This is a genomic window from Caviibacterium pharyngocola (genome assembly GCF_002795405.1).
In the GTDB taxonomy this organism is placed as follows: domain Bacteria; phylum Pseudomonadota; class Gammaproteobacteria; order Enterobacterales; family Pasteurellaceae; genus Caviibacterium; species Caviibacterium pharyngocola.
This window is the reverse complement of record NZ_PHGZ01000004.1, coordinates 138,626-159,619: the sequence shown is the minus strand read 5'-3', so window position 1 is coordinate 159,619 and position 20,994 is coordinate 138,626. Positions and strand designations below refer to the sequence as shown.

The 20,994-nt window shown below is 44.3% G+C and carries 22 protein-coding genes; 19 read left to right on the top strand and 3 right to left on the bottom strand.

What is annotated here, in order from left to right; all coding sequences use genetic code 11:
• Nucleotides 1-81: 81 nt before the first annotated feature.
• From CVP04_RS02180 to paeA, 19 genes are all read left to right on the top strand, one after another.
• Complete coding sequence (locus CVP04_RS02180; protein WP_100295886.1) at nt 82-645, top strand: manganese efflux pump MntP; 564 nt, start codon at nt 82-84, stop codon at nt 643-645.
• 70 nt (nt 646-715) lie between these two features.
• A complete protein-coding gene (locus CVP04_RS02175; RefSeq protein ID WP_100295885.1) occupies nt 716-1,591 on the top strand; it encodes a DMT family transporter in 876 nt (291 codons plus the stop codon).
• A 58-nt stretch (nt 1,592-1,649) separates the two neighbouring features.
• Entirely contained in the window at nt 1,650-2,582 is a 933-nt protein-coding gene (ribF, locus tag CVP04_RS02170; protein ID WP_100295884.1) for a bifunctional riboflavin kinase/FAD synthetase, read from the top strand.
• Nucleotides 2,583-2,654: 72 nt separating this feature from the next.
• Nucleotides 2,655-2,939: a hypothetical protein gene (locus tag CVP04_RS02165; RefSeq protein WP_243385058.1), complete on the top strand. Its 285-nt coding sequence runs from the start codon at nt 2,655-2,657 to the stop codon at nt 2,937-2,939.
• Between the two features lie 3 nt (nt 2,940-2,942).
• A complete protein-coding gene (locus CVP04_RS02160; RefSeq protein WP_100295882.1) occupies nt 2,943-3,596 on the top strand; it encodes a zeta toxin family protein in 654 nt (217 codons plus the stop codon).
• Between the two features lie 12 nt (nt 3,597-3,608).
• Nucleotides 3,609-6,422, top strand: a complete 2,814-nt coding sequence (gene ileS / locus CVP04_RS02155) for an isoleucine--tRNA ligase (protein ID WP_100295881.1) — start codon at nt 3,609-3,611, stop codon at nt 6,420-6,422.
• Between the two features lie 269 nt (nt 6,423-6,691).
• Nucleotides 6,692-7,192, top strand: coding sequence for a signal peptidase II (gene lspA, locus CVP04_RS02150; RefSeq protein ID WP_100295880.1), 501 nt, complete (start codon nt 6,692-6,694; stop codon nt 7,190-7,192).
• Nucleotides 7,189-8,133, top strand: a complete 945-nt coding sequence (gene ispH / locus CVP04_RS02145; RefSeq protein WP_100295879.1) for a 4-hydroxy-3-methylbut-2-enyl diphosphate reductase — start codon at nt 7,189-7,191, stop codon at nt 8,131-8,133. The genes lspA and ispH overlap by 4 nt, the downstream gene beginning before the upstream one ends.
• A 165-nt stretch (nt 8,134-8,298) precedes the next feature.
• A complete protein-coding gene (locus CVP04_RS02140) occupies nt 8,299-8,634 on the top strand; it encodes a ComEA family DNA-binding protein (protein WP_100295878.1) in 336 nt (111 codons plus the stop codon).
• 232 nt (nt 8,635-8,866) lie between these two features.
• Nucleotides 8,867-9,457, top strand: a complete 591-nt coding sequence (rdgB, locus tag CVP04_RS02135; protein ID WP_100295877.1) for an RdgB/HAM1 family non-canonical purine NTP pyrophosphatase — start codon at nt 8,867-8,869, stop codon at nt 9,455-9,457.
• Nucleotides 9,457-10,605: a radical SAM family heme chaperone HemW gene (gene hemW, locus CVP04_RS02130; protein ID WP_100295876.1), complete on the top strand. Its 1,149-nt coding sequence runs from the start codon at nt 9,457-9,459 to the stop codon at nt 10,603-10,605. The genes rdgB and hemW overlap by 1 nt, the downstream gene beginning before the upstream one ends.
• 99 nt (nt 10,606-10,704) lie before the next feature.
• A complete protein-coding gene (rpiA, locus tag CVP04_RS02125) occupies nt 10,705-11,364 on the top strand; it encodes a ribose-5-phosphate isomerase RpiA (RefSeq protein ID WP_100295875.1) in 660 nt (219 codons plus the stop codon).
• Nucleotides 11,365-11,385: 21 nt separating this feature from the next.
• Nucleotides 11,386-12,618 carry a phosphoglycerate dehydrogenase gene (gene serA, locus CVP04_RS02120; protein ID WP_100295874.1) on the top strand — a complete coding sequence of 411 codons (1,233 nt, stop codon included), beginning with the start codon at nt 11,386-11,388 and terminating at the stop codon, nt 12,616-12,618.
• Nucleotides 12,619-12,754: 136 nt separating this feature from the next.
• Nucleotides 12,755-13,792 carry an endolytic transglycosylase MltG gene (gene mltG, locus CVP04_RS02115; protein ID WP_100295873.1) on the top strand — a complete coding sequence of 346 codons (1,038 nt, stop codon included), beginning with the start codon at nt 12,755-12,757 and terminating at the stop codon, nt 13,790-13,792.
• Between the two features lies 1 nt (nt 13,793).
• Complete coding sequence (gene tmk, locus CVP04_RS02110; RefSeq protein WP_100295872.1) at nt 13,794-14,423, top strand: dTMP kinase; 630 nt, start codon at nt 13,794-13,796, stop codon at nt 14,421-14,423.
• 5 nt (nt 14,424-14,428) lie between these two features.
• Complete coding sequence (locus CVP04_RS02105) at nt 14,429-15,421, top strand: DNA polymerase III subunit delta' (protein WP_100295871.1); 993 nt, start codon at nt 14,429-14,431, stop codon at nt 15,419-15,421.
• Nucleotides 15,422-15,430: 9 nt separating this feature from the next.
• Nucleotides 15,431-16,213 (top strand): TatD family hydrolase, encoded by a 783-nt coding sequence (locus tag CVP04_RS02100; RefSeq protein ID WP_100295870.1) that lies wholly within the window; start codon nt 15,431-15,433, stop codon nt 16,211-16,213.
• Between the two features lie 29 nt (nt 16,214-16,242).
• Complete coding sequence (locus tag CVP04_RS02095; RefSeq protein WP_100295869.1) at nt 16,243-16,770, top strand: DUF1523 family protein; 528 nt, start codon at nt 16,243-16,245, stop codon at nt 16,768-16,770.
• Between the two features lie 83 nt (nt 16,771-16,853).
• The gene (gene paeA, locus CVP04_RS02090) at nt 16,854-18,155 is read left to right on the top strand and encodes a polyamine export protein PaeA (protein WP_100295925.1); all 1,302 of its coding nucleotides are present in this window, start codon (nt 16,854-16,856) and stop codon (nt 18,153-18,155) included.
• Between the two features lie 151 nt (nt 18,156-18,306).
• Here paeA and CVP04_RS02085 read toward each other — a convergent pair whose 3' ends face one another.
• From CVP04_RS02085 to CVP04_RS02075, 3 genes are read right to left on the bottom strand one after another with little or no spacing between them, the layout of a single operon-like run.
• Nucleotides 18,307-19,029 carry a DUF554 domain-containing protein gene (locus tag CVP04_RS02085; RefSeq protein WP_100295868.1) on the bottom strand — a complete coding sequence of 241 codons (723 nt, stop codon included), beginning with the start codon at nt 19,027-19,029 and terminating at the stop codon, nt 18,307-18,309.
• Between the two features lie 18 nt (nt 19,030-19,047).
• Complete coding sequence (locus tag CVP04_RS02080) at nt 19,048-19,917, bottom strand: hypothetical protein (RefSeq protein WP_100295867.1); 870 nt, start codon at nt 19,915-19,917, stop codon at nt 19,048-19,050.
• Complete coding sequence (locus tag CVP04_RS02075) at nt 19,914-20,966, bottom strand: glycosyltransferase family 9 protein (protein ID WP_100295866.1); 1,053 nt, start codon at nt 20,964-20,966, stop codon at nt 19,914-19,916. The genes CVP04_RS02080 and CVP04_RS02075 overlap by 4 nt, the downstream gene beginning before the upstream one ends.
• Nucleotides 20,967-20,994: the final 28 nt, after the last annotated feature.

Genomic DNA, 20,994 nt, shown 5'->3' with positions numbered 1-20,994 from the left:
TTTTTTGATTTAGATAAACTTCCGTCAAAGGGTTTTCTTCTATAATCATTCTTTTCTGATTTTTGATCGGTCTTTTATTTTATGAGCGTTTATGCGTTGTGGGCGATAGCTTTCGGGTTATCAATGGATGCTTTTGCGGTATCGATTTGTAAGGGCTTGGCTTGTTCTTCCTTTCAGTGGCGAAATGCCTTGAAAACCGGCGTTTATTTCGGCGCGTTTCAAGCGGGAATGCCGTTATTGGGCTTTTTGTTGGGCGTGCAATTTAGCGAAACCATCAAAGAAGTAGATCATTGGTTGTCTTTCGGCTTGTTGAGTTTAATCGGCGTGAATATGCTGAAAGAAGCTTTAAGCAAAAAAGACGAACCTTGTGCCGGTACGGATTTTAGCGCAAAATCCTTATTTGCGTTAGGATTGGCGACCAGTATCGACGCCCTTGCCGTCGGCGTGTCTTTCGCGTTTTTATCGGTGGATATTTGGTCGGCGGTAGCCATTATCGGGTTGATCACAATGGCAATGTGCATTGTCGGCGTAAAGAGCGGTCATTTATTGGGCGCAAAATTAAAAAGCAAAGCCGAATTGCTCGGCGGCCTCATTCTTATCGGCATTGCAATCAGTATTTTGATCGAACATCACGCTTTCGGTTAAATCCTTTTTGAACGAAGTTCGCCCGATTTAACCGACGAATCCGAATTTTAATTTTCTCACGGGAGGCGCAATGCATTATCTGATTTTAGCGGTGCTGATTTGGGCGAGCGCCTTTATTGCCGGAAAATACAGCTCGCAAATTTTAGATCCCGTACTTGTCGTGCAATGTCGTTTGTTGATCGCAGCGCTTATCGTGTTACCTTTTTTCCCGAAAGCTTATCGCCTGATTCCGCCTTCTTCGCGTCGCCGCGTGTGGTTATTAGCGCTACTTAATTTTCCCGCGGTGCTGTTGTTGCAATTTACCGGTTTGTATTACACCTCGGCGGCAAGTGCGGTGACAATGATCGGCGCCGCGCCGATTATTATCGTCTTGGTCGGTTATGTGTTCTTCCGGCGACCGACCACAATGTTACATTGGATCTTGGGCGCCGTAGCATTCGTGGGCATTTTCTTGATCGTATCGGAATCGGACACTGGCGGCGATATCAGTTTATGGGGCTGTTTGTTGGTGCTGGCGGGCGTTGTGGTGTTCGCTTTTTGCGTCCATATGAGCCAAGCCTTATTAAAATATGTTCCTTCGGCATATTACACCACAGTGATTTTAGTGCTGGGCGCCTTGTTATGCCTGCCTTTCACCTTATTATTAACGCGAAATTGGCACATCGGCGCGGATCTCAGCGGCATTTTAGGCGTGTTGTATTTAGGCGTCGGCTGTACTTGGCTGGCATATAAATTATGGTATAAAGGCTTGCCGGACACCTCGGCGGCGGTTTCCGGACTAATCAGCGCGCTTGAACCGGTTTTCGGCGTCATAATGGCGGTGTTATTGCTCGGTGAACGCCTGCGACTTAGCACCTTAATCGGCGTTATTTTAGTTATCGGCGCCACCGCCGCATCCACACTTGCGCCGATAATCCGCGCGCGATTCAAATCAAAGCAAGTTTAATCTTACCGGATTTATGCGTATAATACGCCGAATCATTCAGTTTAAAACGGAACATCCAATGCGACTTATTCGTGGTATTCACAATTTGCCTGAACATTTACGCCAGCGCGGTTGCGCCTTGACTATCGGGAATTTCGACGGCGTGCATTTAGGTCATCAACGCGTGCTGGCGCATTTACGTCGCCAAGCGGATCAACTTGATTTGCCGATGGTCGTAATGTTGTTCGAACCGCAACCGAGCGAATATTTTCAAGGCGAAAATGCACCGGCGCGCTTAATGCGTTTGCGCGATAAATTGCATTATTTGGCGAAAATCGGCGTAGATTATGTTTTTTGCGTTAAATTCGACCGCACTTTTGCCGAATTAAGCGCCGAGGAATTTATTTCCGACTGTTTGGTAAAACGACTGAATGTAAAATTTTTAAGTATCGGCGACGATTTCCGCTTCGGCGCACAACGTCGCGGCGATTTTGCCTTATTGCAACAAGCCGGCGAACAAAACGGTTTTCTGGTGGAAGATAATCATAGCCTTTGCTTAGCAAATCAACGCATCAGCAGCACCGCCATTCGCCAAGCCTTAGCGGAGGACGATTTAGAACTGGCGGCACAGCTGCTCGGCAAACCTTACGAAATTTACGGACGTGTGGCGCACGGTAATAAACTGGGACGCACCATCGGTTTTCCGACCGCGAATATCCGTTTACATCGCCAAGTCAACCCGATTAAAGGGGTTTATGCCGTTAAAGTGCGGTTAAAAACCGGCGAGATTTTGCAAGGTGTGGCAAATATCGGCAAGCGCCCGACGATTAACGGCATCAAACAATTACTGGAAGTGCATTTATTTGATTTCAATCGAGATTTGTACGGACAAACGCTACAAGTAGAATTTTGTCGTAAAATTCGTAACGAAATCAAATTCCCGTCTTTTGATGATCTGAAAAAGCAAATCGAAAATGACGTGATTACGGCGAAAAATTATTTTCAAGCCTAAATTTATGAGCCTTTGACCGACAGGGATTTATGCGTATAATGCTTAGTTTGATTTACCGAATATTTCGGGGGAATGATGATTTTAACTGAAGAAAAAAAACAACAAATTTTAGCCAGTCTAAAACAAGATTACGTTCCTTTTAGCGATGTATTCCACGAGATTTGTGCGGATACTTTGGCGGATATGATTATGACGGGATCGCTTGACACTGAAGAAGGTCAAAATGATCACCATCAGCTCAGCCATTTAAAACACGCTTATTTTAATTTAGTGCCGGAACGTTATGTTGAGGTTTTGCCAACGGTTGAACAAGTTTTACAGTTGCAAGACAAATATCAAAAGCGTCGTTTCGGATAAACTATGGCAAAAGATATTAAACCGACAGAACAGCAAATTGAGTTATTATTCACCGCACTTTCTCAAGAATATCATTTATTTTCGGTAAATAAACCGGTTGCCATTATTGTTGCCGGAATTAGCGGGAGCGGAAAATCAACTTGTATTGCTAATTTATTGGAAAAAAGCAGACTGAATTTTTGCTCGATACAAGCGGATGACTACCGTAAATATCATCCTAAATTAAAAGAATTTAGAGAAAAGTATGGTTTTGATGAAGCCCACAAGAAAACGGGAAATTTTGCACATCGATTTGCAACTGCGCTATTAAATAAGGCTACAGAAAAACGGTTAAATATTTTATATGAAACAACCTTTGGTAATGTAGAAACAGCAACCAATTTACTAGATTTTCTGAAAGAAAAACAATATGAAATTCACATTATTGCTCTGCCGGCTAATATTGAATTGAGTATTTTGCGCAACCAAATGCGTTATGAACAGAAAATTTTAGCAGGAAATACTTTGCCGCGCATTGTTGAAAAATCTGTAATCGAACGAATGACAATCAACTATCAACAATGCATTGAACAATTAGCAGAAGATAAAACTGTTCAGCTGTATCAAATCAGCGATCACAAACAAGCACAGGATATTTTAAAACAAATTCATCTTTAACGGAAAAACAAAATGACAGACTACAAAAACACTTTAAACCTGCCTGAAACAGGCTTTCCGATGCGTGGGGACTTGGCGAAACGCGAGCCTGCGATGTTGAAAAATTGGTATGAGAAAAACCTTTATCAAAAAATCCGTGAAGCCTCTAAAGGCAAGAAAACCTTTATTTTGCACGATGGCCCTCCGTATGCGAACGGCACGCTTCACCTTGGTCACGCAGTTAATAAAATTCTGAAAGATATTATTATGAAGTCGAAAACCACCTTAGGTTACGACACCCCTTATGTACCGGGTTGGGACTGCCACGGTTTGCCGATTGAGTTAAAAGTAGAAGGTTTGGTGGGTAAACCAAACGAGAAAATCTCAGCGGCGGAATTTCGTCAAAAATGCCGTGAATACGCTAAAGAGCAAGTAGAAGGACAAAAAGCGGACTTTATCCGCATGGGCGTGTTGGGCGATTGGGATAATCCGTACCTTACAATGAACTTCGACACCGAAGCAGAAATTATCCGCACGTTAGGTAAAGTGATTGCTAACGGACACCTATACAAAGGTTCAAAACCGGTGCATTGGTGTTTGGATTGTGGCTCATCACTCGCCGAAGCGGAAGTGGAATACGAAGATAAAGTTTCACCGTCTATTTATGTGCGTTTTGCAGCAAGCAATGTAGCTGAAGTAGAAGCAAAATTTAACGCAAGCGGCAAAGGTAACGGCACAATTTCTGCGGTGATTTGGACAACAACCCCTTGGACATTGCCGTCTAACCGTGCAATTTCTTTAAATGCGAATTTAGATTATCAACTTGTTCAATTCGGTGATGAACGCTTAATTTTAGCCACAGATTTAGTGGAAGATGTGCAAAAAGCGGCGGGCATAGAATCTGTTGAAGTATTAGGCTCGGCAAAGGGTCAAGACTTAGAATTATTACGCTTTAATCACCCATTCTATGATTTCAGCGTGCCGTTTATTTTAGGCGACCATGTTACCACAGACGGCGGTACGGGCTTAGTCCATACTGCACCAGATCACGGTCAAGACGACTATATTGTCAGCCGTAAATATGGCTTAGAAATGGCAGGCTTAATTGCCAACGACGGTAAATTCAAATCAGACGTGCCATTCTTTGCAGGCAAAGGTGTGTTTGAAAGCAATGACTTAGTGGTTGAAAAGCTCAAAGAAATGGGGGCGTTACTCAAATTAACTAAAATTAAACATAGCTATCCACATTGCTGGCGACACAAAACGCCGATTATTTTCCGTGCGACACCACAATGGTTTATCGGTATGGAAACGCAAGGTTTACGGCCGCAAGCGTTAGGCGAAATCAAACGTGTGCGTTGGATCCCAAGCTGGGGTGAGGCTCGCATTGACACAATGGTAGCAAACCGTCCTGACTGGTGTATTTCCCGTCAGCGTACTTGGGGTGTGCCGATGACCATGTTTGTGCATAACGAAACCGAAGAACTGCACCCACGCACTTTAGAGATTTTGGAAGAAGTTGCAAAACGTGTGGAAGAGAAAGGGATTCAAGCATGGTGGGATCTCGATCCTGCGGAAGTGTTGGGCGATGACGCAAAAAATTACCGTAAAGTACCTGATACCTTAGATGTTTGGTTCGACTCTGGGTCAACTTATTCTTCTGTGGTGTCAAAACGCCCTGAATTTAACGGTAAATCTGCGGATATGTATTTAGAGGGTTCGGATCAACACCGTGGTTGGTTTATGTCTTCTTTAATGCTTTCCACCGCAACAGACTGCAAAGCGCCTTATAATCAAGTGTTGACGCACGGTTTCACCGTAGATGAAAAAGGTCGCAAAATGTCGAAATCCCTTGGTAATGTGATTGTACCAAGCGAAGTGTGGAACAAAAACGGGGCGGATATTTTACGTTTATGGGTCGCTTCAACAGACTACACCGGTGAAATTGCCGTATCACACAATATTTTAAATAGTGCAGGTGACACCTACCGCCGTATCCGTAACACCGCACGTTTCTTGCTGGCTAACTTAAACGGTTTTGATCCAAAACGTGATTTAGTTGAACCAGAGGAGATGATCTCGCTCGATCGCTGGGCAGTAAGCTGTGCGTTAGAAGCACAAAATGAAATTAAAGAAGCTTATGATAACTATCAATTCCACACAGTTGTGCAACGTTTAATGCGTTTCTGCTCAATCGAAATGGGTTCATTCTATCTTGATATTATCAAAGACCGCCAATACACCACCAAAGCGGACAGCCTTGCTCGCCGCAGCTGCCAAACAGCGTTATGGCATATTTCTGAAGCATTAGTGCGTTGGATTGCACCGATTTTATCTTTCACTGCAGATGAAATTTGGGGCTACTTACCACAAGTTGAAGGTCGTTCAGAATTTGTCTTTACCGAAGAGTTCTATGAAGGCTTATTCTCGTTAGGTGAAAATGACAAACTGGACGACAACTACTGGCAACAACTGTTAAAAGTGCGTGCAGAAGTCAACCGTGTATTAGAACAAGCGCGTAACGACAAGTTAATCGGTGCAGGCTTAGACGCGAAAGTGACTGTTTATGCTGATGACAATATTCGTCCGTTATTAGAACAGCTTGGCAATGAATTACGTTTTGTGTTAATCACCTCTCAAGCGATTGTTAAACCGTTTGCAGAAGCAGATGTTGCCGAGGGCGAACTCAAAGGCTTAGCAGTGAAAGTAGAACGTGCTGAAGGTGAAAAATGTCCACGTTGCTGGCATTATGCAACGGATATCGGCGCAAATGCTGAACATCCTGAACTATGCGGACGCTGTGTAGAAAATGTCACAGGTAGCGGCGAAAAACGTGATTTTGCGTAACGTAATTAGTTTGGAGTGATAATGAAAAAGTGCGGTAAAAATCACCGCAATTTTTCATCCTAGCACGGCAAAGCCGTACTAGGTTAATCATAAGTGAGCGACTTTGTCGCTCTTTCTAAAGGTGGCAAAGCCACCGACTTATCATTAACCGATTGCGACCAAAGGTCGCTGTCGGGTAAAAATTAAGAAAGCAATCTAACCAATCCCAATTTTTTTGAAAGTGCGGTAGAATAGCCGCACTTTTTTATTTTTTTAATTTATAGAACATTATGAATCCATCAAAAACAGGTCTTTCTTTTCTTTGGCTAAGTGCGGTGGCTTTTATCGCGGATTTGGCGACGAAATATCTTGTGGTCACAAGATTCGCGTTGTATGAAAGCATCGATATTTTGCCTTTCTTCAATTTAACCTATGTGCGTAATCCCGGTGCGGCGTTTAGTTTTTTGGCGAATCATTCCGGTTGGCAGAAAATCTTTTTTATTGTGTTGGCGATCTTGATTTCCGCGATGTTGGTTTATTTTTTGTTCAAAAATAATGCTGCGCAGAAATTGCAGAATGCTGCTTATGCACTGATTATCGGCGGGGCATTGGCGAATGCGGCGGATCGTGCTTATCACGGGTTTGTGGTGGATTTTTTAGATTTTTATTGGCAGGATTGGCATTATCCGGTATTTAACGTGGCGGATATTGCGATTTGTGTGGGCGCCGGTTTATTGGCATTGGATGCGATAAAAAACGGCGATAAAAAGAAGAGTGAGAAAAAAGCGTGAAAATTATTTTAGCAAACCCGCGCGGATTCTGTGCCGGCGTAGATCGTGCGATCAGCATTGTGGAATTAGCATTGGAAATTCACGGCGCACCGATTTATGTGCGTCACGAAGTGGTGCATAACCGATTTGTGGTCAACGGCTTACGCGAACGCGGCGCGGTTTTTGTGGAGGAATTGGATGAAGTGCCGGACGGTGCTATCGTGATTTTTTCCGCACACGGCGTGTCGCAAGCGGTTCGTCAAGAGGCGAAAAACCGTGAATTAAAAGTGTTCGACGCCACTTGTCCGCTGGTGACCAAAGTACATATGCAAGTGGCGCGCGCCAGTCGCAAAGGCACCAAAGCTGTGTTAATCGGGCACGAAGGGCATCCCGAGGTGGAAGGCACGATGGGGCAATATGACAATACCGAAGGCGGCATTTATTTAGTTGAAAATGTTGAAGATATAGCTAAGTTAAGCTTGCGTGACAACGAGGAAATCACCTTTATGACGCAAACCACGCTATCCATTGACGACACGGCGGATGTGATCGAGGCGTTGAAACAAAAATATCCCGCGATTCAAGGCCCGCGTAAAAACGATATTTGCTATGCCACTACCAATCGCCAGCAAGCAGTGCGCGAATTGGCGAAACAATCGGATTTAGTCATTGTGGTCGGTTCGAAAAATTCGTCGAATTCAAACCGTTTGGCGGAATTGGCATCCCGAATGGGCGTTACGGCGAAACTGATTGACGACGCGCAAGATATTGACGCCGACTGGCTGAAAGATGTACAAGTTATCGGCATTACCGCCGGTGCTTCTGCGCCGGAAGTCTTGGTGCAATCCGTTGTCGAGCGCTTAAAAGAACTCGGTGCGAATTCGGTGGAGGAATTGCAAGGTTGCGAAGAAAACACGGTTTTCGAAGTGCCGAGAGAATTAAGAATTAAAGAAATTAATTAATCTTAAACCCTGAATAAATCAGGGTTTTTTAATGATTTTAATCGGATTTTGCGATCCGGATCGTAAAAGTGCGGTGGTTTTCTTGTGGTTTTTTCCTGACTCAAACAAAGTAACGACGTTGGAGCGATTCAACGGTTTTATGTTCAATTTACTAAAGGAAACACTATGAAAAAAATTGCAACTTTTTGCTCGGCGTTAATGCTTGCCGGTTCTTTATTTAGCGCTTCTTACGCCGTTGCCGAACAAGCGCCGGCGGCGCCGCAAACGCAAGTCGTCGAACAACAAAGCGCGTCCGTTACTTTAACGGATAAAGTGAATATCAATACGGCGACGGCGGCGGAAATTCAGAAAGCCTTGATCGGGCTTGGCGCGAAAAAAGCGCAAGCGGTGGTGGAATATCGGGAAAAACACGGAAATTTCACCGCACTTGAACAACTTTTGGAAGTGCAAGGTATCGGTAAAGCGACCTTAGAGAAAAATCGCGATCGTATTGCTTTATAGCTTAAATAAATTCGCGCAATAAAGCCGAGCATCGTTATGTTCGGCTTTTCTTGCTTTTGAGGGTATAATGGCGCCGAATAAGTAAATATTTTAGGAAATCGATATGTTTCAACACACAGAGCCTCACAAGAGCGAGGCCCTATGTGTTGCCCTGAATTGGAAGAGATTACGCCTCTTCCAATTAAATTATCCGCCATAAATGGCGGGGTTTCAACCATAAGGTAGATATTTGATGAAACAAAAAATTGTTTTGGCGACAGGCAATCAAGGCAAAGTCAGAGAAATGGCGGACGTGTTGGCGGATTTCGGTTTTGAAGTGGTGGCACAAACGGATTTAGGCATCGAAAGTCCGGAAGAAACCGGTTTAACCTTTGTGGAAAACGCCTTATTAAAAGCGCGTTATGCGGCAAAAATGACCGGTTTACCGGCGATTGCCGACGACAGCGGATTAGTGGTGCAAGCCTTAGGCGGCGAACCGGGATTATATTCCGCGCGTTATGCCGGAACGGACGGTGATGACGCGGCGAATCGACAAAAATTATTGGAAAAAATGACCAATGTCGAGGAAACGCAGCGCCAAGCGAAATTTGTCAGCTGTATCGTAATGTTACGTCACGAAACGGATCCGTCGCCGATCATCGCCGAGGGCGAATGTCAGGGCGTGATTACCTTTGCCGAAAAAGGTGATAACGGTTTCGGCTATGATAGCTTGTTTTTCTATCCGCCGAAAAATTGCACCTTCGCCGAATTGGAAACCGTCGAGAAGAAAAAAATCTCTCACCGCGCGCGCGCCTTAGCGGTGTTAAAAGAGCGGTTGAAATAATGCTCAGTTTGCCGCCGTTAAGTTTATATATTCATATTCCTTGGTGCGTGCAAAAATGCCCTTATTGCGATTTTAATTCGCACGCACAAAAGGGGGAGATTCCCGAACAGGATTATATCGCCCATTTGCTGGCGGATTTAAAAGGGGATTTAGCGCGCTATCAAACGTCCGTCGGCAATCGCGCGCTGCATTCTATTTTTATCGGCGGCGGTACGCCGAGTTTATTTTCCGCGCCTTCTATCGCTTATTTGCTTGAACAAATTCGCAAACTGATTCCTTTCGAACCGAATATCGAAATCACCTTGGAAGCCAATCCGGGCACGGCAGAAGCGGAGCGATTTAACGGTTATGTGCAAGCGGGCGTAAACCGCATTTCAATGGGAATCCAAAGTTTCAGCGATGAAAAATTGCAGCGATTAGGGCGAATTCATAATGCGCGAGAAGCCAAAAGTGCGGTGGAATTTGCCAGAAATTCCGGATTGAACAGTTTTAATTTGGATTTAATGCACGGTTTACCCGATCAAACCGCCGCGCAAGCCTTGGCGGATTTGCAACAAGCCATTGATTTGGCGCCGCCGCATTTGTCTTGGTATCAGCTAACCATTGAACCGAATACAATGTTTGCCTATCGCCCGCCGCGCTTGCCTGATGAGGACGAGCTTTGGCAAATTTTCGAACAAGGACATCAATTACTCACGTCCGCCGGCTATGTGCAATACGAAACCTCCGCGTATGCGAAAACGGGTTTTCAGTGTCGGCATAATTTGAATTATTGGCGCTTCGGCGATTATTTGGCGATCGGCTGCGGCGCGCACGGCAAAGTGAGTTTTGCCGACGGCAAGATTTTGCGTTTTTCCAAAACCAAACACCCGCGCGGTTATTTGCGCGGCGAGTATTTGTATGAAGAAAAAAATGTCGAACCGCAAGATCGTCCTTTCGAATTTTTTATGAATCGCTTCCGTTTATTGGAAGCCGTGCCGAAAACGGATTTCGAAGGTTTAACCGGATTGCCGCAAAGTGCGGTGGAAAAAACGATAAATTGGGCGCTAAATAAAAAATTTATCACCGAAACCGACCGCACTTGGCAAGTGACCGAGCAAGGTAAATTATTTTTAAACGAGCTATTAACCGAGTTTTTACCCGAATAGATCTTGTTTATCCGTCGGAATAGCATTAAAGTATAGCCTTTCCGCGCAAACGTTTACTTGGGATAAAAAAACGAGCGTCTTATAATAAAGGAGAATAATATGGATCAATTAACTATGAAAAAACAGGCGGCGCAGGCTGCATTACAATATGTAAAACCTGATACAATCGTCGGTGTCGGCAGCGGTTCGACCGTCAACTGTTTTATCGAAGCCTTGGGCACAATGCGTAATCAAATTAAAGGCGCGGTTGCCGCGTCGAAAAATTCCGAGGCTTTATTGCGCGAACAAGGTATTGAAGTGTTCAGCGCCAACGATGTATCCGGTTTGGATATTTATGTGGACGGCGCGGACGAAGTGAATCCGCAAAAAATGATGATTAAAGGCGGCGGCGCGGCGTTAACGCGTGAAAAAATCGTTGCGGCGTTGGCGAAAAAATTCATTTGTATCGTCGATACCAGCAAACAAGTGGACGTATTGGGTTCTACCTTCGCCTTACCGGTGGAAGTGATTCCGATGGCGCGTTCGCAAGTGGCACGCAAATTGGTCGCCTTGGGCGGCTCGCCGGAATATCGCGAAGGCGTGGTAACGGATAACGGCAACGTGATTTTGGACGTATCTCATTTCAAAATTATGAATCCGGTGGAAATGGAAAAAGAATTGAACAATGTCGCCGGTGTGGTCACAAACGGTATTTTTGCCTTGCGACCGGCGGACATCATCATCGTCGGCACGCCCGACGGTGCGAAGATTATCGAATAAAATCATTAACGGAGAGCAAATATGACAGTAAAAGTATCCCTTGATAAATCAAAGATTAAGTTCTTGCTTTTAGAAGGTGTTCACCAAAACGCGTTGGACGTATTGCGCGCGGCGGGTTATACCAATATTGAATACCATAAAAAAGCCCTTGAACCGGAAGAATTGAAAGAAGCGATTAAAGACGCCCATTTCGTCGGCTTGCGTTCGCGCACTAATTTAACCGCGGATATTTTAGAACACGCGAATAAATTAATCGCCGTCGGCTGTTTCTGTATCGGGACTAACCAAGTGGATTTAGAAGCGGCGAAAGCGCGCGGTATTCCGGTCTTTAACGCGCCGTTTTCCAACACGCGTTCCGTTGCCGAATTGGTATTAGGGGAAATTTTACTGTTAATGCGCAATATTCCGCAGGCGAACGCCGAAGTGCATCGCGGTTTATGGAATAAATCCGCCGTCGGTTCGCACGAAGTACGTGGCAAAAAATTAGGGATCATCGGCTACGGTCATATCGGTTCGCAATTAAGTATTATTGCCGAATCTTTGGGGATGGAAGTATTTTTCTACGATGTGGAAACCAAATTGCCGTTAGGTAATGCGCAACAAGTGGCTTCATTGGAAGAATTATTGTCCTCTTGCGACATTATTTCTTTACACGTTCCTGAAAATGCTTCAACCAAAAACTTAATGAACGCGGAACGTATCGCGCAATTAAAACAAGATTGTATTTTCATTAATGCGGCGCGCGGCACTGTGGTGGACATCGACGCCTTGGCGCAAGCTTTAAGAGACGGTCGTGTGCGCGGTGCGGCGATCGACGTGTTCCCGCAAGAACCGGCATCCATTAACGAAGAATTCGTGTCACCGTTACGCGAATTCGACAACGTGTTATTAACTCCGCATATCGGCGGTTCAACTGCGGAAGCGCAAGAAAATATAGGTACCGAAGTGGCGAGTAAATTCGTCAAATATTCCGACAATGGTTCTACATTGTCCGCCGTAAACTTCCCTGAAGTGTCTTTACCGGAACACCGCACGGCGAAACGCTTATTGCACATTCACGAGAATCGTCCGGGTATCTTGAATAAAATCAACCAGTTATTTGTGGATGCCAACATTAACGTGGCAGCGCAATATCTACAAACCGATCCGAAAATCGGCTATGTAGTGATCGACGTGGAAACTGACGACAGTAGCGAATTGTTACAAAAATTGCGCGACATCGACGGCACAATCCGTGCGCGCGTACTTTTCTAATTCGTTTCTCTAAAACGAGCCGGCTCGGCTCATTTTTCTCTTACAAGTGCGGTGAATTTCTCGTAAAAATTGACCGCACTTTTTTCTTATCCTGTGGTAAACTTGCCGTGATTTTTTAGCGCATTGTGATTATTTTATGAAGAAAATTTTTATTATTTTATTGCTTTCGGCGGTTTTAATCGGCGGAGCATTGTTCGCCGGTTATCGTTATTTATTACATTTTGTCGAGCAACCGGTTTCGGTGAAAAACGCACAACTTCTCACCATCGAACGCGGTACTACGGGCGCGAAACTTGCCGAATTGTTAAAACAAGAAAATATTACGGATGACGCGTGGTTTTTGCCCGCGTTATTAAAAGTGCAACCGCAACTGAACAAAATTAAAGCGGGAACCTATTCGTTGGACGGCGTGAAAACCCTCGGCGATTTATTGCGCGTGCTCAACGAAGGCAAAGAAGCGCAATTCAGTGTGCGATTTATTGAAGGCGAAACCTTTAAAAATTGGCGAAAAAATTTAGAAAAAGCACCGCACTTACGCCAAACTTTGCAAGATAAATCGGCGGTGGAAATTTTCCGCTTGCTTGATTTACCGAATGAGAAGGCGGAACAACAAAATCTTGAAGGTTGGCTATATCCGGACACTTATAATTATACGCCGAATTCCACGGATCTCGCCTTGTTGAATCGGGCGGCGGAGCGAATGAAAAAAGCGCTTGATGCCGCGTGGGCGGAGCGTGATCCGGATTTGCCGTTAAAAGATCCTTACGAATTATTGATTTTGGCGTCGATCGTTGAAAAAGAAACGGCGCTTGACAGTGAACGCGGTAAAGTGGCGTCGGTTTTTGTGAATCGATTGAACCAAAAAATGAAATTACAAACGGATCCGACGGTGATTTACGGAATGGGCGAACGCTATAACGGTAATATTCGACGTAAAGATTTGGAAGAAGCCACGCCTTATAATACTTATGTGATCGACGGCTTACCGCCGACACCGATTGCAATGCCGAGCGAAAGTTCGCTTAAAGCGGCGGCGCAACCGGAAAAAACCGACTTTTTATATTTTGTCGCCGACGGCAGCGGCGGACATAAATTCAGCCGAACCTTAGCGGAACATAATCGCGCGGTGCAAGACTATTTGCGTTGGTACCGCAGTCAACAAAAAGGAAAATAAAATGACGGGGAAATTTATCGTAATCGAAGGCTTGGAAGGCGCGGGCAAAACCACGGCGCATCAAGCCGTGGTCGATACTTTGAAAGAACTAGGTATTGAAGACGTAATTTTTACCCGCGAACCGGGCGGCACGCCGTTGGCAGAAAAGCTGCGCGAGCTAATTAAGCACGAAAATGAAGAACCGGTCACGGACAAAGCCGAATTATTAATGTTATATGCCGCGCGTATTCAGTTGGTAGAAAATCGCATCAAACCAGCGTTGCAGGCGGGCAAATGGGTAGTCGGCGATCGGCACGATTTATCTTCGCAAGCTTATCAAGGCGGCGGGCGGCAAATGGATAAGCATTTACTGCAAACCTTAAAACAAACGGTGTTGGGCGATTTCGAACCGGATTTTACCTTATATTTGGATATTGATCCCGCCGTCGGTTTGGCGCGCGCGCGCGGTCGCGGCGAGCTGGATCGGATTGAACGACAAAACTTGGATTTTTTCCACCGCACTCGCGCGCGTTATTTGGAATTAGTGGAAAAAAATCCGAAAGCGATGATCATCAACGCTGAACAATCCATCGAACAAGTACGCCGCGACATTCAAAGTGCGGTGAAAAATTTCGTTAAATTCGCTCGATAACGCTTATGCACGATTTATATCCTTGGTTGCAGCCTTATTATGACAAAATTATCGATGCCTTTCGCCGCGGCAGAGGGCATCACGCCTTGCTGTTTAAAAGCGAACAGGGCGTGGGCGTCGAGCAGTTAATTCGTGCGACGGCACAGCGATTAATCTGTACCCAGCCGCACGAAAACGCACCTTGCGGGCAATGTCACGCCTGCCGTTTGCTTGTCGCGGGAAATCATCCGGATGTTTATTATTTGGCTTCGCAGGAAAATCGCGACATCGGCATCGAACAAGTGCGCGAAATCAATGAAAAACTAACCCAATTCGCGCAACAAAACGGCAATAAAATATTGTTTGTCAAAGAAGCGGAGCGTTTAACCGAATCGGCAGCGAACGCAATGTTGAAAACCTTGGAAGAACCGCGCCCGAACACCTATTTCTTGTTACAAACGGATGTGTCCGCGCCTTTGTTGGCGACGATTTACAGCCGTTGTCAGGTGTGGACGATTCATTTGCCGGCGGAACGAATCGCGTTGAATTGGTTGGCGCAACAAGGCGAATGGTCGGCGGAAGAACGCGAAATCGCTTTGCGCGTGAATTACGGTCGCCCGTTAAGCGCGTTGACAATGTTGCAACAAAATTTATTGGAAAAACGCAAAATGTTTTTGCGTCAATTTTGGTTGTTTTATTCGCGTCGTTCGCCGCTGGAATTATTGCCGTTTTTTGATAATGCATTGATTTTTCAACAATTAGATTGGCTTGCTTCATTTTTATCTGACGCCTTGAAAGCCAAATTGGGTATTTCGCAAGGATTGATTAATACGGATTTGGCGCGCGGCATCGAACAATTCAATGCGCAACAAAGCGCACAAGATTTATTACAAGCCAATGCAATCATTGCAAAAGTGCGGTCGGATTTGGCGCAAATTAACGGCGTGAATCAAGAACTGATTTTGCTCGACGGTTTAACTCGGTTAATTACCGATGTATTTGAAAAGAAAGATAAATAGGAAAAAAGAATGTTTATAGTAGATAGTCATTGCCATCTTGACGCGTTGGATTATGAAAATTTACATCGCGATGTGGAAGATGTGGTGGAAAAAGCGCGGTTGCGCGGGGTGAAACATTTATTGGCGGTCGGCGTCACCTTGAATCGCTACATCCAAATGTATGAAACATTAAAGCATTTTAATGAAATTTCCCTGTCTTGCGGGGTACATCCGTTGGATTTGGATGAAGAACCTTTCGATTACGCGCGCTTGTTGAAATTGGCAAGGGATAAAAAAGTGGTGGCGATCGGCGAATGTGGTTTGGATTATTATTACAGCGCGGAAAACAAAAGCTTGCAGCAATCGGTATTCGCCCAACAAATCGACATTGCCAAACAGCTGTCGAAACCGATTATCGTGCATACGCGTGCCGCCCGCGAGGACACGATCGCGCTATTAAGAGCGCACAGCGCGGAAAAGTGCGGTGGTGTTTTGCATTGTTTTACCGAAAATGAGGAAATGGCGAAACAAGCCTTGGATTTAGGTTTTTATATTTCCGTTTCCGGCATTATCACGTTTAAAAATGCCGAAGAATTGCGCGAAGTGATTCGCCTCGTGCCTTTGGATCGTTTATTAATCGAAACGGACAGCCCGTATTTGGCGCCGATACCTTATCGTGGCAAACAAAATCAACCGGCGTATGTGCGCGAAGTGTGCGATTATACGGCGACGCTGAAAGGCGTGTCGCCGGAAGAATTTGCACGCATTACCACACAAAATTTTGAGCGTTTGTTTAAAATTAATGTACAATAATTCAACGCCAACAGCTTGAGGAACAACGAATGAGAAAATTCCTAAAATACTTTTTTTTCCTTGTGATTTTTTTATTTCACGCTTTTTTATTTTCCGTGGTGAATTATGTCACGCCGAGCTATGACATTACCAGAGTGACCGGCGTGGAAGTCAAACGCGTGGATAAAGACGGCCCGATTACCAAAGCTAATCCGGCGGACGGCCCGACCCGCGACGTGTATTATATTTATACGCAAAAACCGAACGAAAGTAAGGTGATGGTATATCGTAACGAAGATACGCGCTGGGGTTTTCCGTTTTACTTTAAATTCGGATCCGCCGATTTACAGGCAAAAGCGCAAAGTTTTTCCGTGGAGCATAAATTAGTGCAAGTGAAGTATTACGGCTGGCGCATCGTGATGTTCGACGAATTCCGCAATGCAACGTCGATTAAAGAAGTGACCTTAGATGAAGGCGCGTCATATCCGATTTTAGCCTATGTGTTTTATTTCTTCTTGTTGATCACCTTATTCTTCTCAATCCAATTTGTGCGCGGTTGGTTTGACAGCGAGGAATAACCGGCGTAAAAATTTTTATCCTAAAGTGGTGCGGCTGAGATTCGCACCATTTTAATTTTGAAACGAAAGAAATGAGAAAAATTATGGGATTATTTGAAGCGATTTTAATTTTGATTATCCTAATTGCAATAAGTGCGGTGATTTCTTCGGCAGAAATTTCCCTTGCCGGCGCGAGAAAAATCAAATTGCAAAATCTCGCCAACGAAGGCGATGAACGCGCCGAATTAGTGCTTAAACTGCAAGAACATCCGGGGCGGTTTATTACCGTCGTGCAAATCGGCTTGAATATGGTGGCAATTTTGGGCGGGGTGATCGGCGAAAGTGCGGTCAGTCCGTTCTTACAGCAGGTTTTAGCCGATTATACCCGACCGGAATGGCTGGAATCGGCGGCATCCGGATTATCCTTCGTATTAGTGACGGTTTCGTTTATTTTACTGGCGGATTTAATTCCAAAACGTTTGGCGATGACCAATCCGGAAACCGTGGCATTGCGCACCGTGCGCATTATGTTGTTCAGTATTGTGTTGTTTAAGCCCTTAGTTTGGTTATTCGATACCATTGCCAACGGCATATTTCGCCTGTTTAAAATTTCTACCGTGCGCGAAGATAATTTAACTTCCGAAGATATTGTTGCGGTGGTGGATGCCGGTGCGGAAGCCGGCGTATTAAAAGCGCAAGAGCATTATTTAATCGAAAATATTTTCGATATGCAGGAACGCACCGTCACTTCCACAATGACTACGCGCGAAAATATCATTTTTTTAGACCGCACTTTTGATCGCAACCAAGTGTTAATGACGTTAAAAGCCAACCCGCATTCCAAATTACCGATTTGCGACAACGGATTGGATAAAATCTTGGGCTATGTGGAATCGCACACTTTGTTAACCTTGTATTTGCAAGATCAAGACGTGACATTGACGGATCAACGAGTTTTGCGCAAGCCGCTGTTTATTCCCGATACGTTGTCGTTATATGAAGTATTGGAATTATTTAAATCGGCGGGCGAGGATTTTGCCGTAATCGTCAACGAATACGCCTTAGTGGTCGGGATTGTCACCTTAAATGACGTAATGAGTATCGTAATGGGCGAATTGGTTTCCAGCGAAGAAGAACAAATTGTCCGCCGCGACGAAACCTCTTGGCTGATTGACGGCGCCACACCGCTGGAAGATGTAATGCGCGCCTTGGAAATCGACGAATTCCCAGATGCGGAAAATTATGAAACCATCAGCGGATTTATGATGTATATGCTGCGTAAAATTCCGAAGAAAACGGATTTTGTGTTGTACGATCGCTACAAATTCGAAATAATCGATACGGAAAATTTCAAAATCGATCAATTAATGGTTTCCTTGCGTCAGGATTTGGCAGAAAAGGATTGAGGTTAAAAAAGCGAAATTCTTGAACGATTGACGATAAAGGGATGTTTATATTCGGACGCACGAGGTATGTCTCGTTTATTAATAAAGTTTTTTATTATCGGGGCGTATGGCATACGCCCCTTTTGCATCAGGTTTGTCACTAATCTAAGACCTAGAAAAACATCCGCCATAACGCGGAAATCGGCATTGCTAAAAATAAAGCCGGTAGAATATTGGCGACGCGGAACATTGTGACGCCGCAAATGCGAAAGCCGGTCGCGATCATTAACATTCCGCCGACGGCGGCGAAATCTGCGCGCATTTCAGGCGTGATTAAAGGAATAAGCATTACCGCGCTATAAGCCAAAATCAGTTGTAGCAAGGTTTGCGGCACAAAAATGGCGGCGACGGAAACCCCTAAAGTGGCGGCAAAAATCATCGCGGTAAAGAAATCCAAAAAGGATTTAACAATCAAAATACTTTCATCGCCGCTCATTCCTTCATTCATCGCACCGAAAATGCCGGTTCCGCTGAACGAAAACAAGATCATCACGGCGACAAATTTGGCTAAAAATTCTTCGTGTGAGAGGTGGGCGTTGGGTTTGAACGGCAATAATCGTTCGACAATGCCTTTGGTGCTTGAAGCCAGTTTGTTGATACCTTGTTCCAGTAAAATAAGTTCGCCGAGAATACTACCGATTAAAACGGATAACACCATTGCGGGCATTGAGGCGACTTTTGCCGTCATCACAACGCCCATTCCCATTGAACATAAACCGAAGATTAAGGTGAGATTATGGCGCAAGGGTTCCGGCACGCGTTTGCCGAGACCGGCGCCGATAAGTGCGCCGAGTACAATGGCGGTGCCGTTGATATAAGGTCCGATAATGGTCATTGTGAGTCCGATATTAAATTAAGAAAAATAACTGATATTTTTAGGTCGAAAAAATTTGTCGATCAAACCTTTTAACTTTTCATTGGTGCTACGTTGCTTTTTGGTTAACGGCAATTTGCTCCAATCGAATTCGCGCAACGATTCCACACATTGCGTTACGCTGCGTCCTGTGAGTTGCGCATTCAGTAAAAACTCGGCAATGGATTGATTCCATTCGATTTTATTGCCCCAGTAATGCCCGATGATTTTATCGCAAGGCTGCAGCGAACCGAGGTGATTTAATGCCACGGAAAAGGCGAATTGCTCCAATAAGCGTTTCGGGCTGTCGGTAGCGCACATTTCGTCGCAGGCTTGCAAGGTTAAAGCGATCATCGCTTCCGCTTTGTCGGCGGGTAAGGCGATGACGCCTGCATTCCACATCGTGGTTTGATCCGTCAGTCGAATATCGGCAACGGTCTTGCCGCATAAAGTGCGGTGCATTTTTTTCAAGGTTTTATCTTTTTGTGCATTGAGCGCCCATTCCGCTTTATGCATAAAGGGCACGCCTTGCGATAATTGCGCCTGCATTGCGCTTAATTCGCCGGCTAAAAAGGTGTCGCTATCCACATAAAGCAAATTTTCTTGCGGATATTTTTGTTGTACCGCTTCAAGGGCTTTAATCTTTACCCGCCAAAAGAATTGATGAGCGCCTTGCCATTCGTTTAAGACGGTTTGATTAATTTCGATGATTTCAATTTCATTTTGCAGCCAAGTATAAAACTCGCGGCGATCCGTCACCACGATCACGCGTTTAATCAAGGGATCTTTTAAATAGGTTAAAATAGAAAAAACGGCTTGGTAGTGGTTTTCCAAACGCTCGCCGAAGGTAAGTAAAATAAGATTAATCATTTTAGTTGCTCTAGTGGAATTTGTTCGGGTTTTATTTCATTAATATTATCGCCATAACGTAAAATAAATGTCTTATTTTTACTATTCGGATGCCAGTGAACGAAGTTTTCTTGATCTTGGCTATAAAATCCGATGATCGGTTTATTTAATCCGGCGGCAATATGAATTGTCGCGGTATCCGGTGAAATCAGAAGATTACAACGCCGAATCAATTCGATGGTATGAAAAATAGTCGTAGTTTCTTCCATAATAAAAATTTTACGATAAGGTATTGACCATTGACCATTGACCATTGATAACGTTTTTAATTTTTCCGTCATTTCGGGATAGGTTAATAAAACGATCGGCAGCTCGGTATTTTTAACCGAATGATCTAATATCGCCACGATATTGCTATCGTTGAAACGGCGGGATGAACCGTTTCCAAAAAAATTAATTGCAATAAATTTAGTCAGTTGATTTTTCTTAATAAATTTTTCAACTGCATTTTTTGCCGATTCGTTGCTTGGAATTTCATATTCCGTATTGAGGGAATGAAAGCCTATTTTTTCTAAGGCAGTTTTATATACGTCGGCAAAATGTAAATTCGGGTTATCGATATTAAGATTAAATAATTTATAATCGTCTTTTAAATAACCCAGATTAATTTTAGCATTAATTAAACGAAGAAACAGCAAATCGCGATTACGTAATAATACGGTCGGGTCGATCACAACGTCATATTGAAATTTGCGTAAATTCAGACCGCACTTTATGAGAGAAAATATGCTGCGTTTTTTAACAAAATAAAGCTGATCGATATAGGGATTGTCGGTAAACAAATAAGCGTTGTTTTTTGTACAAACCACACCGATATGTACGGCAGGCATTTGTTTTTTTATTTCGCGAAAAACAAAAGAACTGACGATATAATCGCCGATTTTTCCGTCTTGACGTAAAAAGAGGATTCTCTTTATCTCTGTCGGAACCTCGGTTTTTCGTTTCTTAATATCGATCAGCTGTTTGCCTAAAGAGAGGCGGATTTTTCTTAGGGTATCCTTTATACTCATAACTTTCCAAACTCAATATATTGACCGG

Excerpts from the sequence above, each read along its gene's own strand:
- CVP04_RS02180 (WP_100295886.1), top strand. The coding sequence starts at position 82 with ATGAGCGTTTATGCGTTGTGGGCGATAGCTTTCGGGTTATCAATGGAT.
- CVP04_RS02175 (WP_100295885.1), top strand. The coding sequence starts at position 716 with ATGCATTATCTGATTTTAGCGGTGCTGATTTGGGCGAGCGCCTTTATT.
- ribF (WP_100295884.1), top strand. The coding sequence starts at position 1,650 with ATGCGACTTATTCGTGGTATTCACAATTTGCCTGAACATTTACGCCAG.
- CVP04_RS02165 (WP_243385058.1), top strand. The coding sequence starts at position 2,655 with ATGATGATTTTAACTGAAGAAAAAAAACAACAAATTTTAGCCAGTCTA.
- CVP04_RS02160 (WP_100295882.1), top strand. The coding sequence starts at position 2,943 with ATGGCAAAAGATATTAAACCGACAGAACAGCAAATTGAGTTATTATTC.
- ileS (WP_100295881.1), top strand. The coding sequence starts at position 3,609 with ATGACAGACTACAAAAACACTTTAAACCTGCCTGAAACAGGCTTTCCG.
- lspA (WP_100295880.1), top strand. The coding sequence starts at position 6,692 with ATGAATCCATCAAAAACAGGTCTTTCTTTTCTTTGGCTAAGTGCGGTG.
- CVP04_RS02140 (WP_100295878.1), top strand. The coding sequence starts at position 8,299 with ATGAAAAAAATTGCAACTTTTTGCTCGGCGTTAATGCTTGCCGGTTCT.
- rdgB (WP_100295877.1), top strand. The coding sequence starts at position 8,867 with ATGAAACAAAAAATTGTTTTGGCGACAGGCAATCAAGGCAAAGTCAGA.
- hemW (WP_100295876.1), top strand. The coding sequence starts at position 9,457 with ATGCTCAGTTTGCCGCCGTTAAGTTTATATATTCATATTCCTTGGTGC.
- rpiA (WP_100295875.1), top strand. The coding sequence starts at position 10,705 with ATGGATCAATTAACTATGAAAAAACAGGCGGCGCAGGCTGCATTACAA.
- serA (WP_100295874.1), top strand. The coding sequence starts at position 11,386 with ATGACAGTAAAAGTATCCCTTGATAAATCAAAGATTAAGTTCTTGCTT.
- mltG (WP_100295873.1), top strand. The coding sequence starts at position 12,755 with ATGAAGAAAATTTTTATTATTTTATTGCTTTCGGCGGTTTTAATCGGC.
- tmk (WP_100295872.1), top strand. The coding sequence starts at position 13,794 with ATGACGGGGAAATTTATCGTAATCGAAGGCTTGGAAGGCGCGGGCAAA.
- CVP04_RS02105 (WP_100295871.1), top strand. The coding sequence starts at position 14,429 with ATGCACGATTTATATCCTTGGTTGCAGCCTTATTATGACAAAATTATC.
- CVP04_RS02100 (WP_100295870.1), top strand. The coding sequence starts at position 15,431 with ATGTTTATAGTAGATAGTCATTGCCATCTTGACGCGTTGGATTATGAA.
- CVP04_RS02095 (WP_100295869.1), top strand. The coding sequence starts at position 16,243 with ATGAGAAAATTCCTAAAATACTTTTTTTTCCTTGTGATTTTTTTATTT.
- paeA (WP_100295925.1), top strand. The coding sequence starts at position 16,854 with ATGGGATTATTTGAAGCGATTTTAATTTTGATTATCCTAATTGCAATA.
- CVP04_RS02085 (WP_100295868.1), bottom strand. The coding sequence starts at position 19,029 with ATGACCATTATCGGACCTTATATCAACGGCACCGCCATTGTACTCGGC.
- CVP04_RS02080 (WP_100295867.1), bottom strand. The coding sequence starts at position 19,917 with ATGATTAATCTTATTTTACTTACCTTCGGCGAGCGTTTGGAAAACCAC.
- CVP04_RS02075 (WP_100295866.1), bottom strand. The coding sequence starts at position 20,966 with ATGAGTATAAAGGATACCCTAAGAAAAATCCGCCTCTCTTTAGGCAAA.